Origin of the sequence: Acidovorax sp. 22279, from assembly GCF_052045435.1 — a bacterium.
Classification (GTDB): domain Bacteria; phylum Pseudomonadota; class Gammaproteobacteria; order Burkholderiales; family Burkholderiaceae_C; genus Acidovorax; species Acidovorax delafieldii.
Map to the genome: position 1 here is coordinate 115,428 of NZ_JBQEOV010000010.1, position 15,186 is coordinate 130,613.

Annotated in this window: 13 protein-coding genes; 8 read left to right on the top strand and 5 right to left on the bottom strand. The window is 65.4% G+C overall.

Going from position 1 to position 15,186, the window contains the following annotated elements; all coding sequences use genetic code 11:
- Window positions 1-180: 180 nt before the first annotated feature.
- From ACTJKQ_RS14695 to ACTJKQ_RS14710, 4 genes are all read left to right on the top strand, one after another.
- Entirely contained in the window at window positions 181-489 is a 309-nt protein-coding gene (locus ACTJKQ_RS14695) for a hypothetical protein (protein ID WP_056067613.1), read from the top strand.
- A gap of 324 nt (window positions 490-813) precedes the next feature.
- A complete protein-coding gene (locus tag ACTJKQ_RS14700) occupies window positions 814-1,902 on the top strand; it encodes a DUF6817 domain-containing protein (protein ID WP_440597282.1) in 1,089 nt (362 codons plus the stop codon).
- Between the two features lie 233 nt (window positions 1,903-2,135).
- Window positions 2,136-2,972, top strand: coding sequence for a MetQ/NlpA family ABC transporter substrate-binding protein (locus tag ACTJKQ_RS14705; protein WP_121419899.1), 837 nt, complete (start codon window positions 2,136-2,138; stop codon window positions 2,970-2,972).
- A 285-nt stretch (window positions 2,973-3,257) separates the two neighbouring features.
- Window positions 3,258-5,564, top strand: coding sequence for a putative bifunctional diguanylate cyclase/phosphodiesterase (locus tag ACTJKQ_RS14710; protein WP_440597283.1), 2,307 nt, complete (start codon window positions 3,258-3,260; stop codon window positions 5,562-5,564).
- A gap of 187 nt (window positions 5,565-5,751) precedes the next feature.
- On the opposite strand, the gene ACTJKQ_RS14715 is transcribed toward ACTJKQ_RS14710, so the two are convergent.
- Entirely contained in the window at window positions 5,752-6,396 is a 645-nt protein-coding gene (locus ACTJKQ_RS14715) for an FMN-dependent NADH-azoreductase (RefSeq protein ID WP_440597284.1), read from the bottom strand.
- A 132-nt stretch (window positions 6,397-6,528) separates the two neighbouring features.
- Here ACTJKQ_RS14715 and ACTJKQ_RS14720 point away from each other — a divergent pair, with 132 nt between their 5' ends.
- Together ACTJKQ_RS14720 and ACTJKQ_RS14725 are read left to right on the top strand one after the other, a co-directional pair.
- Window positions 6,529-7,476 carry a LysR family transcriptional regulator gene (locus tag ACTJKQ_RS14720; RefSeq protein ID WP_056067825.1) on the top strand — a complete coding sequence of 316 codons (948 nt, stop codon included), beginning with the start codon at window positions 6,529-6,531 and terminating at the stop codon, window positions 7,474-7,476.
- Window positions 7,477-7,640: 164 nt separating this feature from the next.
- Window positions 7,641-8,510: an HDOD domain-containing protein gene (locus ACTJKQ_RS14725; protein ID WP_056746683.1), complete on the top strand. Its 870-nt coding sequence runs from the start codon at window positions 7,641-7,643 to the stop codon at window positions 8,508-8,510.
- Between the two features lie 103 nt (window positions 8,511-8,613).
- Here the strand turns inward: ACTJKQ_RS14725 and ACTJKQ_RS14730 are convergent, their stop codons facing one another.
- The 4 genes from ACTJKQ_RS14730 to ACTJKQ_RS14745 form a co-directional block, all read right to left on the bottom strand.
- Window positions 8,614-9,699, bottom strand: a complete 1,086-nt coding sequence (locus ACTJKQ_RS14730; protein ID WP_440597285.1) for an ankyrin repeat domain-containing protein — start codon at window positions 9,697-9,699, stop codon at window positions 8,614-8,616.
- On the bottom strand, window positions 9,696-10,235 hold the full coding sequence (locus ACTJKQ_RS14735) for a sigma-70 family RNA polymerase sigma factor (RefSeq protein ID WP_082522572.1): 540 nt from the start codon (window positions 10,233-10,235) through the stop codon (window positions 9,696-9,698). Before ACTJKQ_RS14735 ends, ACTJKQ_RS14730 begins: the two co-directional genes overlap by 4 nt.
- A gap of 106 nt (window positions 10,236-10,341) precedes the next feature.
- Complete coding sequence (locus ACTJKQ_RS14740; RefSeq protein ID WP_440597286.1) at window positions 10,342-11,250, bottom strand: hypothetical protein; 909 nt, start codon at window positions 11,248-11,250, stop codon at window positions 10,342-10,344.
- A gap of 141 nt (window positions 11,251-11,391) precedes the next feature.
- Window positions 11,392-13,053, bottom strand: coding sequence for a methyl-accepting chemotaxis protein (locus ACTJKQ_RS14745; protein WP_440597287.1), 1,662 nt, complete (start codon window positions 13,051-13,053; stop codon window positions 11,392-11,394).
- Window positions 13,054-13,342: 289 nt separating this feature from the next.
- On the opposite strand from ACTJKQ_RS14745, the gene ACTJKQ_RS14750 reads away from it, so the two are divergent.
- A complete protein-coding gene (locus tag ACTJKQ_RS14750) occupies window positions 13,343-13,927 on the top strand; it encodes an RBBP9/YdeN family alpha/beta hydrolase (RefSeq protein ID WP_440597288.1) in 585 nt (194 codons plus the stop codon).
- A 231-nt stretch (window positions 13,928-14,158) separates the two neighbouring features.
- Window positions 14,159-15,163 carry a sulfate ABC transporter substrate-binding protein gene (locus ACTJKQ_RS14755; RefSeq protein WP_099732089.1) on the top strand — a complete coding sequence of 335 codons (1,005 nt, stop codon included), beginning with the start codon at window positions 14,159-14,161 and terminating at the stop codon, window positions 15,161-15,163.
- Window positions 15,164-15,186: the final 23 nt, after the last annotated feature.

The window sequence follows — 15,186 nt, forward strand, 5'->3', positions numbered from 1 at the left end:
TGGGATGAACTGTACGCCGATGGTGTTCAGGGAAAAACCACCCAGTCGCAAACTAACTGTTCCAGTATTGAGAACAATCTTTCCATCCTCCCGCGCTCCGTGTGGGATCTTTCGGCGCTCGAATTTTGTTGGAAAAAACTGTATATTCATACAGTATCAAACCACAGGAGAAGCAGCGCCATGCAAGTCATCGAATCCACCTACGCCGTCACCCTGCGCGACTACCCCGAGGAACTCCCGGCCAAGGAGCGCATTGCCGCAGAAACCCGGTACGCCAGGGCCCTGGAAAAGCAGCTTGGCGGCCCCGAACAGGTGGCGGCTGCCCTGGACACCATGCAGAGCCTGGAGGAGTCGCCCCCTGAGGTGGTGTCTCCTGGCGATCTCACCCTGCTCAAGGCCTGGGGCAAGGCCAGCGTGGCAGCCCGGCAGGCCGGGTTCCGGGATCTGGGAGAAGGCGAGGGCGCGTACTTTGAGGTGCGGCTGGTCTGAGAGGCTGAGAGTCCTTTATCCATACCCGCGTTGCACGCTGATACGCCCCGGCGCGTCGTTACCAATGCTCGCCATAGCCTGAGCTATGGCTGTGCTTTGTGCCTAGATCCGAGGCGTATCGGCGCGCCTTTCGGGCCCGGCTAAAAAACTCTCAGCCTCTGAGCCTGAAAGCCCGCAGCCCGCAATGGGGCTGACCGAGCCGCCGTGCAGGCGCGTGCTGGGTGTAAAGGCAGGGTCGCCGCGGTGCTTGCACAACCGCCGTGTGGGCAGATACTGTGTGTACTTTGCATCACCCGCACACTCAACGCCGGAGACACAACCCCCATGACCCTGCCGCTTCACCCCCTTGACCCTGTCCTGTTTGCCCGCGCGTTGCCGCTGCTGGACGACGAGTGGCTGACCCGTGACCCCGAATTGGCGCCCGTGTTGCCCACGGTGCTCGCGCGCAATGTGGGGCAGGACTGGCACAAGGCGGGCACGTTTCGCCACCACCTGGTGGGCGTGACGCGCACGCTGACGGTGTGGCAGCAGCCGCGTGATGTGCGCCTGTTGGGCCTGCTGCACAGTGTGTATGGCAATGCGTTTGTGGACCTGGTGAAGTTCGACCCTGCCAAGGAGCGTGCCCGGGTGCGCGAGATTGCGGGCGAGTCGGCCGAGCACCTGGTCTACCTGTTCTGCACCCAGTCGCGCACGCAGTTTGTGCAAAAGGTGCTGGCCCATGCGCTGGAGGCGGACGGCAGCCTGGTGCTGCAAAAGGATGGGCAGGACCATGTGCTCACGCCCTACGAGGTGGCGGCCTTCATCATCGTGAGCATGGCCGACACCATCGAGCAGTGGTTCAGCTGGCAGGACGACATCTTCTCGCGCTTTCCCGATGTGCAACACCGTCACCAGAAGGCGCACTGGGCTGCATCGCTCTGGCCAGGACCCATGCGGCCGTCGGGGCGCATGGTGCACCAGATCAATGGTCTGGCCAAGGCGCTGCAGCACCCGGGGCTGAAGGACGTGCTGCCCATGCCACCCGTGTTTGCACACTGCTCGCAGCACCTGTCTGCCGCCAACGAGGCGGCGGCCACGTCGCTGTACTGGTCCGTCATCCAGCAAGACCAGCCGCTGGTGGACCTGGACGTGGCCACCGGCGTGCTGGAAAGCGCCGTGCGCCACAATCCCTGGGTGGGCGAGCCACAGATGGTGTTGGCCCAGCTGTATCTGTCCGCTGGCCGCAAGGACGACGCCAAGGCCGCCGCCGAGAGCGCACTGCACCTGTTCAGCGCCTGGGGCAATGCCTGGGACAAGCGCGTGCAGTGGGACGCCTGGGTGGCCTGGACGCGCATCCTGCTGCAGGGCGCGACGGTGGAAGGCACCTGGCCCGAGCGGCTGGACAAGCTGAACAACGTGGCACTGCGTGGGTGACTTGGAACATCCCCCAGAGTGGCTGCGCCACTTCCCCCTTCTCTCGAATCGCTGCGCGATTCGGGAAAGGGGACGCAGCCCTCGCTGTGGGGCGGCCCTTGCTCGGCTGCCCTCGCCGGGCGCGCGCCAGTTTCATGAGGTGGGGGTGGGGGCACGGGCCTTGTCTTCTTATTCGAATGGGTTGTAATGAAATGAAAACTTAGTTGTTCCAGTTTTATCGGGGAAACCCTAGGATGCGAGCCATCTCTCAACGAAAGGTTTTCCCTGTGAACAACAACAAGCGCCTTCTTCTGCAATCCGCCCTGGCCCTGGCCGCTGCTGCCGCTTTCTCGTCCGGCGCCATGGCCCAGGACAAGCCCATCAAGGTGGGCGTGACCGGCGGCCCCCACGCCCAGATCTTCGAGCAGGTGAAGAAGGTTGCCGAGAAGGACGGCCTCAAGATCCAGATCGTCGAGTTCAGCGACTATGTGCAGCCCAACGCCGCGCTGGCTGCGGGCGACCTGGACGCCAACAGCTACCAGCACAAGCCTTACCTCGACGCGCAAGTGGCCGACCGTGGCTACAAGCTGGTGTCGGTGGGCTACACCGTCAACTTCCCCATCGGCCTGTATTCCAAGAAGGTCAAGAAACTGGAAGACCTGAAGGAAGGCGCCAAGTTCGGCATTCCCAACGACCCCACCAACGGCGGCCGCGTGTTGCTGGTGCTGCAGGACAAGGGCCTGATCAAGCTGCGTGACGGCGCGGGCCTCAAGGCCACGCCGCTGGACGTGGTGAGCAACCCCAAGAAGCTCAAGTTTGTTGAACTCGACGCCGCCCAGCTGCCCCGTTCGCTGGACGATCTGGACGCCTCGGCCATCAACACCAACTTTGCGCTGTCGGCCGGCCTGAACCCTGGCAAGGACGCCATTGCACAAGAAAACGCCAAGAGCCCCTACGTCAACCTGATCGCCGTGCGTGAAGCCGACAAGGACAAGCCCTGGGTGGCCAAGCTGGTGAAGGCTTACCACTCGGAAGAAGTCAAGAAGTTCATCCAGACCGAATTCAAGGGCTCGGTGCTGCCAGGCTTCTGAAGCTGATCGCAAAAGCGCCCTGCGATGAAGGGCGCTTTCGTACTGCGGACTGGTTGCCGCTTCGCCCTCTCTCCCGCAAGGGGAGAGGGTGCGGAAAAAGCGACTGCAACAGCAGTTAAACATCCAAGTATTTTTGGCGTTTTGCGCTTTCACGTAAAGCGCAAATAGCTATCTAAATGATAGCGGCTCGCCAACACCATTCCCCTGCGTTGCGCTGGGAAAACTGTGGTGTCGCGCTTGCATACACAATGAGAGGGTAACGTCCAGTAACACCATCCCTCCACCATGCCCTTCGCGGAACGAATCCTCACAGCGGTCTGGTTGAGTGCGACCACGCTGTTGTTCGTTGCGTCGCTGTGGGCACCGGCCCCGGGCGTGCGGCTGTTTCTGGACAACGCCTCCTGGACGCTGGCCTTTGGGCTGTCTGCCTTCTGGGCCTGGCGTGGCTGGCGGCTGGCGCCGCCCACCGACCGCGCGCTGCACACCGGCCTGCTCATCTTTGCGGTGCTGGTGGCCCTGGGGCAAATGGTGTGGAACGTGCAGGTGGCGCTGGACTGGAACCCATTCCCCGCGCCCGCCGACCTGCTGTTTCTGGCGGGGGGGCCGCTGTGGGCTGCCACCGTCATCCGCGCCACTTTTGCGCGCCTGTCGCGCGATCGGGCTTACCCGGCCGCCCTGGACTTTGGCGGCACGGTGCTGGCGCTGCTGGCGTTCACGCTGGTGATCTACCTGCCCTCGGGCGAGGTGGACTCGCTGGCCGTGGGCACGGTGCTGGTGCTGTACCCGGCCGGGTTTCTCGCTGCGGCGGGCGTCACGGCGCTGGCTGTTCCGACGGTGGGGGTGCGCATCGACCGGTCCCATGCGCTGGTGCTGCTGGGCCTGCTGGGCTTTGGCCTGAGCTGGATGCAGTGGAACCTCATGGTCATCAGCAACACGGTGCAGCCGGGCATCTGGTTCAACGCCAGCTTCAGTGTGTCGGCGCTGGTGCTGGGCTGGGGCGCACGCTGGCTGCGGTTTGAGATGTCGGCAGATGCGGCCTACCGCCGCCAGTGCGACCAGGTCATGAACTACGTGCCACTGCTGTCCATGACGCTGGCGGCCATCACCCTGGTGCTGCTGTTTGTGGCGCCCGATGGCAGGGCAGGCATGCAGGCGCTGATCCTGGTGTGCTGCCTGCTGGTGCTGCTGCTGGCGGCACTGCGCCAGACCATTGTGGTGAGCCTGCTCAACCGCCTGCGCACGGCCGAGGCCGCAGTGCTGCGCAACGAGGAGCAGCTGTACCGCGTGGCGCACTTTGATGCGCTCACCGGCCTGCCCAATCGACGCTACTTTGAAGACGCCCTGGAGCGCGCCGTAGCCGAGGCCGCCCGCGACACACACAGCACCAACCGCCGCGTGGCGCTGATGCTGATCGACCTGGATCACTTCAAGAGCGTGAACGAAACCTATGGCCACCGCGTGGGCGACGCGCTGCTGAGCGAGGTGGCGCAACGCATCACCCAGCTGCTGGCGGGGCAGGGCCTGGTGTCGCGGCTGGCCAATGACCAGTTCACGGTGATGCTGCTGCGCCCGGCGTCGCGCACCGAGCTGGCGCAGCTGGCGGCCTCGCTGGTGGAGGGCCTGGCGCAGCCCTGGGAGCTGTCGGAGGTGGGCGCACAGTACATGGGTGCCAGCCTGGGCATCAGCCTGTACCCGGACGACTCGGCCAACAGCGTGGAGCTGGTGCGCCACGCGCATTCGGCCCTGCACGCCACCAAGAGTGCAGGCCGGGGCTCGTACCGCTTCTACATCGAGGAGTTCACGCAGATCACGCGCGGGCGGCTGGAGCTACGCCGGCGCCTGCACAACGCGCTGCAGGCGGGCGAGTTCGCGCTGGTCTACCAGCCCCAGCTCAACCAGCAGCGCCAGACCGTGGGTGCCGAGGCGCTGCTGCGCTGGTCGGTGGATGGCAAGGCGGTGCCGCCCGACGAGTTCATCCCGCTGGCCGAGGAGAGCGGGCTCATCGTGCCCATTGGGCTGTGGGTGTTCGAGACCGCTTGCCGCCAGATGGCGCAGTGGCGTGCCGAGGGCTGGCAGGTGCCCGTGGTGTCGGTCAATGTCTCCACCATCCAGTTGCGTGAGCCGGGTTTTACCCAGACCCTGCTGGGCGTGACCCAGCGCGCCGGGGTGGCGCCCGCCGGCCTGGTGCTGGAGATCACCGAGTCGCAGCTGCTGGACGAGTCCCTGTACGCCATCGCGCTCGATCTGAAGAACGCGGGTTTTGCGCTGTCTATCGACGACTTTGGCACCGGCCACTCGTCGCTCATCAAGCTCAAGCGCCTGCCGGTGAGCGAGCTGAAGATCGACAAGGTGTTTGTGCGCGACATCGTGGTGGACGTGAACGACCGCGAGATCTGCGCCACCGTCAACGCCCTGGCCCGCACGCTGGGGCTGGAGGTGGTGGCCGAAGGCGTGGAGACCGAGGAACAGCTGCAGTTGTTGATCCGCATGGGCTGCGAGCGTTTTCAGGGCTGGCTGTTTGCCCCAGCCCTGCCGCCCCGGCAGCTGGCTGAGCAATGGTTGCAGCGGCGGGCGCCACACGCAGCGCAGTAACTGCAGGCATGGCTGGGGCTGTGCGCCGCATTGCCCGTGCGCGGCATATCAAAAATGATAGCTGCTCAGGCATGTTCCACTAGCGCATCCGGCCGTTTTGGCTGGATAAAAGCCAAAACCCGGCACGCGACCGGGTTCTAGGGGGGTTGCAGGGCTTGCGCCCTGCACTCCCTGGTCGCTGCTGCGCTTAGGCGGCCTGCGACACGCGGCCTTGGTTGGCGGCCACGCTGGTGTGCGTGGAAATTTCCACATTGGCCGAGGCCAGTGCGGCCGCCTTGGCGTCTGGGCCCATTGCCACGCCTTCGGCACGCACAAAGCGCACGTCGGTGATGCCGAAGAAGCCAAACACCACCTTCAGGTAGCTCTCCTGGTGCTCCATCGCCTGGCCGCCTTCGCTGGTCGAGTACACGCCGCCACGGGTGGAGGCCACGATCACCGTCTTGCCGGCGGCCAGACCCACGGGGCCCTTTTCGGTGTACTTGAAGGTGCGGCCTGCTTGCGCCAGGCGGTCGATCCAGGCCTTGAGCTGGCTGGGGATGGAGAAGTTGTACAGCGGCGCGCCAATCACGATCACGTCGGAGGCCAGGAACTGGCTCACCAGGGCCTCGGACAGTGCGTTTTCAGCGCGCTCTGCCTCGGTGGCAGCGGCCTGGCCGGTGCGGAACCCCAGCGACTGGGCCGACAGGTGCGAAGGCGCCTGTTGGGCCAGGTCCAGGTATTGCACGGTGGTGCCAGGGTGGGCGGCTTGCCAGGCGGTCACTGTGCGGGCAGTCAGTTGGCGGGACACGGATTGATCACCGGTGATGGCAGAGTCGACGTGAAGCAGTTGCATGAGGGAACTCCTGGGGTTCTGTGGATCGGAGCCACAGCGTGTGGCCATGGGATGAATTGTGGGGATGGATCAATTTGTTGATAAGGTAGTGAACTTGCGATAGATTGTTCTATCCATAGGACGATGAAGCCCATGCAAGATCTCAACGACATGCTGTATTTCGCCGAAGTGGTGGAGCGCGGTGGCTTTGCCGCTGCGGGCCGCGCGCTCGGCATCCCCAAATCGCGCCTGTCGCGCCGGGTGTCCGACCTGGAAACGCAGCTGGGCGTGCGCCTGCTGCAGCGCACCACCCGCAAGCTCTCGCTGACCGAAGTGGGCGAAGCCTATTTGCGCCACTGTCAGGCCATGCGCGAATCGGCCCAGGCGGCGGCCGACACGGTAGCCCAGGTGCAGACCGTGCCGCGCGGCACCATCCGCGTGAGCTGCCCCGTCACGCTGGCGCAGACCGTGGTGGCCGAGCTGATCCCCCGGTTCCTGGCCAGTTGCCCGGAGGTGCGCATCGACATGCTGGTGAGCAACCGCGCGGTCAACCTGGTGGAAGAGGGCATCGACGTGGCGCTGCGCGTGCGTCCCTCGGTGGACGACAGCGGCAGCATGGTCGTCAAGCGGCTGGACCACACCACGCAGATCCTGGTGGCCAGCCCCGAGCTGCTGATCCGCCAGGGCACGCCCCAAACGCTGGACGACCTGGCCAAGCTCGACAGCATCGCCATGTCCGCGCCCGATGGCCGATCGACCTGGAACCTGATCGGACCGGGAGGCGTGCACCAGATGGTGCAGCACACGCCGCGCTATGTGGCGGACGACCTGCTCACGCTCAAATACGCGGCCGTGGCCGGCACGGGGGTGTGCTGGATGCCCGACTACATGTGCCAGGAGGAAATGCGCGAGCGCAAGCTGGTGCGGGTGCTGCCCGACTGGGCGCCGGCGCCCGCCATCGTGCACGCCGTGTTCCCCTCCCGCCGGGGGCTGTCGCCCGCGGTACGGCGTTTTCTGGACTACCTGGGCGAGGCCATGCCCGGGCGCAGCAGCCTGAGCACACGGCAGGCCCTGCAGGGGCTCGACGGCGCCAATATCTGAGAACCTGTTCAAACGACAGGTTCTGAGGCGCTGGGCGCAAAGCCTGCGCTTGTGCACGGGTTCGGTGGGCAAAGCGCTTTTTGGCGCCACAATGCAACGAATTGCAACTGTGCGGGCTGCGCCCGTCCGTGTGGTCGGCACACGCGGCGGCCCGGGGACTTTTTGTGACCGCTCCACACCCCATCGACCAAGACATCCGGCAAGCCCGCGTGCACCCTGCCGTGCGCGCCATCGTGATCCCGCCGTGCCCCGAGTCACTGCTGCGCCTGCAGCAGATCGTGGCGGCGCCCGAGCTGGACTCGACCGCGCTGGAGCAACTGGCATCCTCCGACGTAGCCCTGGCCGCCGCCGTGATGCGGCTGGCCAACAGTCCGCTGTACGGCCTGGCCCAGCCGGTGCAGACCGTGGGCATGGCGCTGACGGTGCTGGGGCTGCAGCCGGCCGTGGAGCTTTTGTCTGCCTTCATCACGCGCAATGCGCTGCAGGTGCGCTCGCCGCTGCTGGAGCATTTCTGGGAAAGCTCGCAGCGCCGCGCCATTGCGTGCGAGCACATCGGCCACCAGCTTTACAGCCTGGACCCGGGCCTGGGTTACAGCTTCGGGCTGTTCTGCCACGTGGGCATGCCGGTGCTGGTGAAGGCGGTGCGGGGCTACGCGGGCACCGTGACCGAGGCCCTGGCGCGCAAGGACCGCACCTTTACCCAGACCGAGAACGCGAGCCACCGCACCGACCACGCGGTGATGGGCGCCATCGTGGCGCGCACCTGGCACCTGCCGGGCGATGTGGCCCAGGCCATCTGGCTGCACCACGACTTTGCCTGCCTGAACGACGAGCAGTTTGATCCCACCGTGCGCCACCTGGTGGCGCTGGGCTTGCTGGCCGAGTTTCTGGTCAACCAGCACGACGGCCTGGCCCCCACGCGCGAGTGGACCCAACACGGCCAGGCCTGCATGGACCACCTGCATGTGACTCAGGACGAGCTGGACCACTGGATCGATGCGCTGCACCCCGCGTTTGAGGCAGTGCGGTTCTAATGATTCCGACGAGCCACTGACTCGCCGCTACCGCCGAGCGGGGCAGCTACGCCCGCCCCCTGCGGACATGACGCGGGCACTGCGAGACCTGCCGGTGCGCTTTTCAGCGGGCCGCTTCCAGCAGCTCTGCCAGGCGCGTGTGGCCCCGCTGTGCCGCGAGCTGTGCCGCATTCAGACTTTCGCGGTCCACCAGCGCCGGGTTGGCGCGCAAGGCCAGCAGCCGCTGCACAGTGGCGGTGTGGCCGTTCAAGGCGGCCAGCATCAGGGCGGTTTTTCCTCCGGGGTCGCGGGCATCCACTGGCGTGCCCTGTTGCACGAGGGCTTCGACCTGCTGGGTAAGGCCCGAGCGGGCGGCCTCCCAGATGGTGTTGGGCGAGGCCGCGCCCATATTTTTTGACATGGCAGGGGCTGCAGCCGCCGTCTGTTGGTCGCGCGCTGCAGAGTCAGCCTGCGCGCTGCGGGCGGCTGGTGCGGCGGCCGGAGCGGGGGCAGCCGGGGTGGTCTCCTGAAGCGCCGGTGCCGCGGGGGCTGCTGTGCGCTCGCGCCTTTCACCACCAGATTCGGCAGGGGAGGCTGCGGTCGAGGGCGCGGGGGGCGACGCTGGGAAACCGGAGAGGGCCCCGGCTGAGCGAGGTGCTGACAGGGCTTCCTGCTCAGTGGAAGGCGACACAGGAGCCGGCTTGGCTACGGGCTGGGCGGGTGCTGGTGTCTGCGCAGGCGCGGGGGGGGCTACCGTGGCAGGCTTGGGGAGCATGGCGTCGGCCGACGGGCCGGCGCTGTTCCGCGTACTTTTCTGTGCGCTTTCCGGTGCAGGCGGAGTGACCGATGGGGGCTCTGCCGGTGGCGGGAGCGTCGGTGTGGCCGCAGGAGCAGGGACCGTGGGAGCCTGCGCAGGCGACTCGGTCCGGCGGTGGCTGAAAGCGGTGTCCCGCTCTTCGGGCGTGCCGCGCTCAAACTGCAGCATCAGCAAGCCAGTCAGCCCCACCACGGCCAAGGTGGCCAGGGCCGAAATCTTCCAGCGGGCCTGGTTGGCGGCAGGGGCTGCTACCGGGGTGGCCGATGCCGCAGCCGCTGCCACCATCTGTGCATGCGCACGCACGGCATCGCGCACATGCACGCCGGGGCGGGCGCCTTCCTGTTCGCTGGCCTCGTGGTAGCGCCGGACCAGTTCGTCATCCTGCCGGGTCATACAAACTCCTTGAGGTGCTGGCGCAGGCTGGCCCGCGCGTAGCGCAGGCGGCTTTTGGCGGTTTCAAAGTTAACGCCGGTGGCCTTGGCAATCTCCTGCACGCTCAGGTCTCCTTCGGCTTGCAACAAAAAGGCCTCGCGCTGCTCTGGCGGCAACTGCTCTACGGCGGCGATGAGCGCGGCGGCCTGCTCGCGCGACTGCAATTGGCGCACGGGCCCGAAGCCCGAGTCCGCCACCAGCGTGTCTGCCAGGCTGCGCGCATCGTCGTCGCTGGCATCTAGGCTGGCATGGTGTTTGGCGGTACGCAGGTGGTCTACCAGCCGGTGGTGTGCCAAGGTGAACAGCCAGGTGCGGAACCTGGCCTTGACCTCGTAGCGGGCAGCGTTGCGCGCCACCGCAAACCACACGTCCTGCAGCAGGTCGTCGGCCACGGCCTGCACCTTCACGCTGCGAAACACAAACCGCCACACGGCCAGCTCGTGCCGGGCGTACAGCCGGTCAAACGCGGCCATGTCGCCACCGGCGTAGCGCAGCATCAGCGCTTCGTCGGCGTCGTAGGCATCGTGGGCATCGTGGGAGGGTGGGGCGGCAGGCACCCGGGCATTATGCGAAACCCTCATGCACTCACGGGCCGGCCCAGGCCTACCGTGGGTCGGGTACGTACGACAGGTTGTCCGACTGCGGAAACGCGCGCGGCACATGGGGCACGTGGGGGCGGGCGATGGGCTCGCGGATCACGCCGCTGGCGATCAGGTTCTCGCGGCTGTCGTAGCGGATGCTGATGATTTCATTGGGCTGCTCTTGCAGGCGCGTGAAGCTGGTGTGGGTGACAACCGAGGTCTCGCGCTGGCCGTGCGCCGTGCCTAGCTTGGCCGATGGCATGGGAACGGCCTTGGCCACACTGTCGGCAGATTGCGAGCGGGCAGAGGACTCTGCCTCGGCCGATGGGGCTGGGGCAGCAGGCGCACCGGCAGCCCCAGCGGCTGCGGGCGATGCGGGGTCCTCCCGCAGACGCCCGAGGCCCAGGCTGTTGTCGCGGCGCTGGCTGTAGGGCTCGGGGGTGATGGCGGGGGCAGGCTGGGGCATCGGTGGCTGTTCGCGGAACAGGGCGACGCCAATCACGCCCACATGCGCAGGGCGGCCCGTGCGGGCGGCATACGAGTTGGCGATGTGCGAAAACTCGAAGGCCGCCACCTGGCTGTCGCTCTTGCGCCAGCCGGTGATCTGGTAACGCTCATAGGGCGAGAACACATAGCCGCGCTGGTCCCACGCAGCGGTTTCGCCGCTGAGCACATTCACGCCGTCCACCGACGGCACGGCCAGCACCCGCTCGCCCAACCGGTTGCGCACCGTGATGGCATACCGCGCCCCGGGCCGCCCGGCCACCCAGTATTCGCCCCGGGCGTAGTGCACCGGCAGCGTGGCGCCGGTGTCGCGGTCCACGATGGTCACGTCGGCGAGGCGGCCAATGGCTTGGGCAGGCAGGTGGGCCAGGCCCAGCAGTGCTGTCAGGGCGGCGAGGGCGTGCAGGGTGAGTGAACGGGGTTTCATGGCAGCTCCATCAAAAAAGTGGTGGTGCTGGGTGAAACGAACGGGGCGGGGCAATGGGGTTGAGGGGTACCGAAAAATTCAAGAATTTTTTCAGCACCTCATTGCACCCACCCTGGCGGACCTGCTGTCCGCAATGCTGTCTCAGTGTGCGAGGCGTCGCACGCCGGGGACGGGCAGGGCATTGCCACGATGTACTGGCGTGGCACGCGGTGCATCGAGTCCCATGCCTGCTGAAGCACTGCCGCCGACCTGGAACACGGCCACCAGCTCCGCCAGCCGCTGGGCTTGCTGGCGCAGGTTTTCGGCTGCGGTGGTGCTTTCGCTCACCAAGGCGCCGTTTTGCTGGGTCATCTGGTCCAGCTGGGTCACGGCCACGTTGACCTGCGAGATGCCGTCGCTCTGCTCGGCGGCGGCGGTGCTGATCTCGCCGATGATGCCGTTCACGCGCTGCACGCCTTGCACGATCTCGTTCATGGTCTCGCCCGCGTTGGCCACGAGCTGGGTGCCCGAGTCCACCTTGTCGACGCTGGACTGGATCAGCGCCTTGATCTCCTTGGCGGCCTCGGCACTGCGCTGGGCCAGGCTGCGCACCTCGGTGGCCACCACGGCAAAGCCACGCCCCTGTTCGCCCGCTCGGGCTGCCTCCACAGCGGCATTTAGCGCCAGGATGTTGGTCTGGAACGCAATGCCGTCGATCACGCCGATGATGTCGGCGATTTTCTGGCTGCTGTGGTGGATGTCCTGCATGGTGCTTACCACCTGCTGCATCACTTCGCCGCCCTTGGTGGCTGTGCTGGCAGCGGTGGTGGCCAGGGCGTTGGCCTGGCGGGCCGAGTCGGCACTTTGACGCACGGTGGCGGTCAGCTCTTCCATGCTGGCGGCGGTTTGCTCCAGACTGCTGGCGGCTTGTTCGGTGCGGTGGCCCAGGTTCTGGTTGCCGCTGCTGATGTCGTCGCTGGTGGTGCGCAGCTGCGCAATGTTGTCGCGCACGGCCGACACCAGTTCATGAAAACGCTGCTGCATGTCGCGCACTGCCACCATCACGCTGCCGGTGTCGCCCGCCTTCACTTGCACTGGGGTGGTGAGGTTGCCCTGCTGGATGGCTTGCACCACCGCGCGCACTTCGCTGGGCTCGGCGCCCAGCTCGCGGCCAATGCTGCGTGATACCAGCACCGTCACCGCCACACTGATCAGCACCGCCAACAGCGTGATGGACAGCATCACGCCGGTGAACTGGCTCGCGTCCTGGTTGGCTGCCTGGCTGTTCTTAATGATGCGCGCCTCTTCGTAGTCGATGAGCTTGTTGGCCGCTGCCAGCCATTGCTCGTACTGGGGCTTGGCCTCGGTCCAGAGCATGGCTTCAGCGCCTGCGCGGTCGCCGGACTGCATCAGCGCGACCACCTTGCTGGTGGTGGCTACCGTACGCGCTTCAATGTCTTTGAGCGACTGCACCATAGGGGCCACTTCGGGCGGAATCTCCTTGGCGGTTTTCAGCACGCTGTCCAGCTGCGTGGCGGACTGGGCGTAGAAGTCCGCCAGCCGTGCGATGGATTCAATTTCCTTCTTGCGTGCGTCGTCGTTGGGGGCCAGCACCACGTCACGCACCGCGATGGAGCGGTCGTGCGCCGAGCCCCGGAAGTTGATGGCAGCGCGTTGGATGACGGCGTTTTGGGTGGCATTGGCGGTCAGGGCGCCATCAATGCCCCGTGCAATGAGCACGCTGTAGACCGACATGCCGAGCAGGGCCACGATGACCAAACCGAAGCCCGCCATCAGGCGCTGGCTGATTTTCCATGTGTGCATTGAAAGGTGCCTCTTGAAGTGAAGATGACTAAGGAAGAACCGACCTGGGACAAGCCGCCAATGCAAACCCAACCAGCGGCCGTCGTGCGGAACGGCGCCAGGTGACTTGTTTGCAATTCGTTACATTGTACGCATCAGTTTTAAATTAAACTGTTTGGTTTAATTTATTCACTCAATAGTCATTGTGTGAGGCAGGTACGTAGAGTTCGCTTTTTTAGATGATTTGGCGATTAAATAACAAGAATTAAGTCGTTTGGGTTTTAAAGGCTGGCTCGCAGAATGCCAGACTGTGACCACCTCCACCTCCATCATCATCGTCCCCGGCTGGCGCGATTCGGGCCCCGGCCACTGGCAAAGCCTGTGGGCCGAGCGCCTGCCCCACGCGCGCCGCGTGGTGCAGGACGATTGGATCACGCCCACGCGTTCAGCCTGGGTGAGCCAGCTGGAGAAGACGGTGCTGGCCGCAACGCACCCTGTAGTGATCGTGGCACACAGCCTGGGCTGTATTGCCACCACCCACATGGGGCCGGAGGCTGCAGCCAAGGTGTGCGGCGCCTTGCTGGTGGCTCCTGCCGACCCCGAGCGCCGCGCCATCCTGAGCGACTTTGCCCCCGTGCCCTACGCGGCGTTGCCTTACCGCAGCATCGTGGTGGCCAGCAGCAATGACCCGTTTTGTCCCATTCGCCTGGCGGGCGCCTATGCCAGGGCCTGGGGCAGCGAGTTTGTGCGCATGCAGAACGCGGGGCATATCAACATCGACTCGGGCCATGGCGAATGGCCGCTGGGCTGGGCGTTGCTGCAGTCTCTCGAGGGCGACCACAGCACCATCCAGCCAGCGGCAGGGTACTCGCAGGTTTCTCCGGCCGCCGCCTGATTGCTATCTAATTGATAGCTGTCTGAGCATGTGTTACTAGCGCTCGGTGCCTGCAGGACCCGAAATGTCAGGCCCGGGCAGCTAGTGTGCGGTTTGGGGCCATGGCACCGGCACGCCCTTCGAGATGCTTATATGCCAATTCTCGATTAATTAACAAGAATATATTCTTTTGAGTTTTAAGGGGTGGTCCGCACAATGCGGAATCTCCAGCATTTTTTGGGCGACTTCACCATGACTTCTTTGAAACTCAAGACCCTCCTGGCCTCTCTGGCCCTGGCCGCGAGCGGCCTGGCTGCCGCTCAGAATTCGCTGCTCAATGTGTCGTATGACGTGGCCCGCGAGTTCTACAAGGACTACAACGTGGCCTTCGCCGCGCACTACAAGAAGACCACCGGCCAGGACGTGAAGATCGACCAGTCGCACGCCGGCTCCAGCGCCCAGGCCCGTGCCGTGAACGACGGCTTGGCTGCTGACGTGGTCACCATGAACACCACCACCGACGTACAGTTTCTGGCGGACAACGGCGTGGTTGCCAAGGACTGGGCCAAGAAGTTCCCACACGACGCATCGCCCACCACCTCGACCATGCTGTTCCTGGTGCGCAACGGCAACCCCAAGAACATCAAAGACTGGGACGACCTCATCAAGCCCGGCGTGCAGGTGATCGTGGTCAACCCCAAGACCGGCGGCAACGGCCGCTATGCCTACCTGGCCGCCTGGGGCGCCGTGCGTGAAAAGGGTGGCACCGAGGCGCAGGCCGCCGAGTTTGTCGGCAAGCTGTACAAGAACGTGCCTATCCTGGCCAAGGGCGGCCGCGATGCCACGGCCACCTTCCTGCAGCGCAACCAGGGCGATGTGCTGATCACTTTCGAATCCGAGGTGGTCTCCATCGACCGCGAGTTCGGTGCGGGCAAGGTCGATGCCATCTACCCCTCGGTGAGCGTGGTGGCTGAAAACCCCGTGGCCGTGGTGGAACGCACCGTGGCCAAGAAGGGCACGGCCCAGCTGGCCAAGGCCTACCTGGACTACCTGTACTCGGAAGAAGCGCAAGAGATCGCAGCCAAGCACGCCATCCGCCCCCGTTCGGAGACCGTGCTCAAGAAGTACGCCGACACCTTCAAGCCGCTCAAGCAGTTCACGGTGGCCAAGTACTTCGGCTCGCTGACCGAAGCGCAGAAGGTGCACTTCAATGACGGTGGCCAGTTCGACAAGCTGTACACGCCCGGCGCCAAGTAAATAGGCCCAGCGCTTTTTCCGAC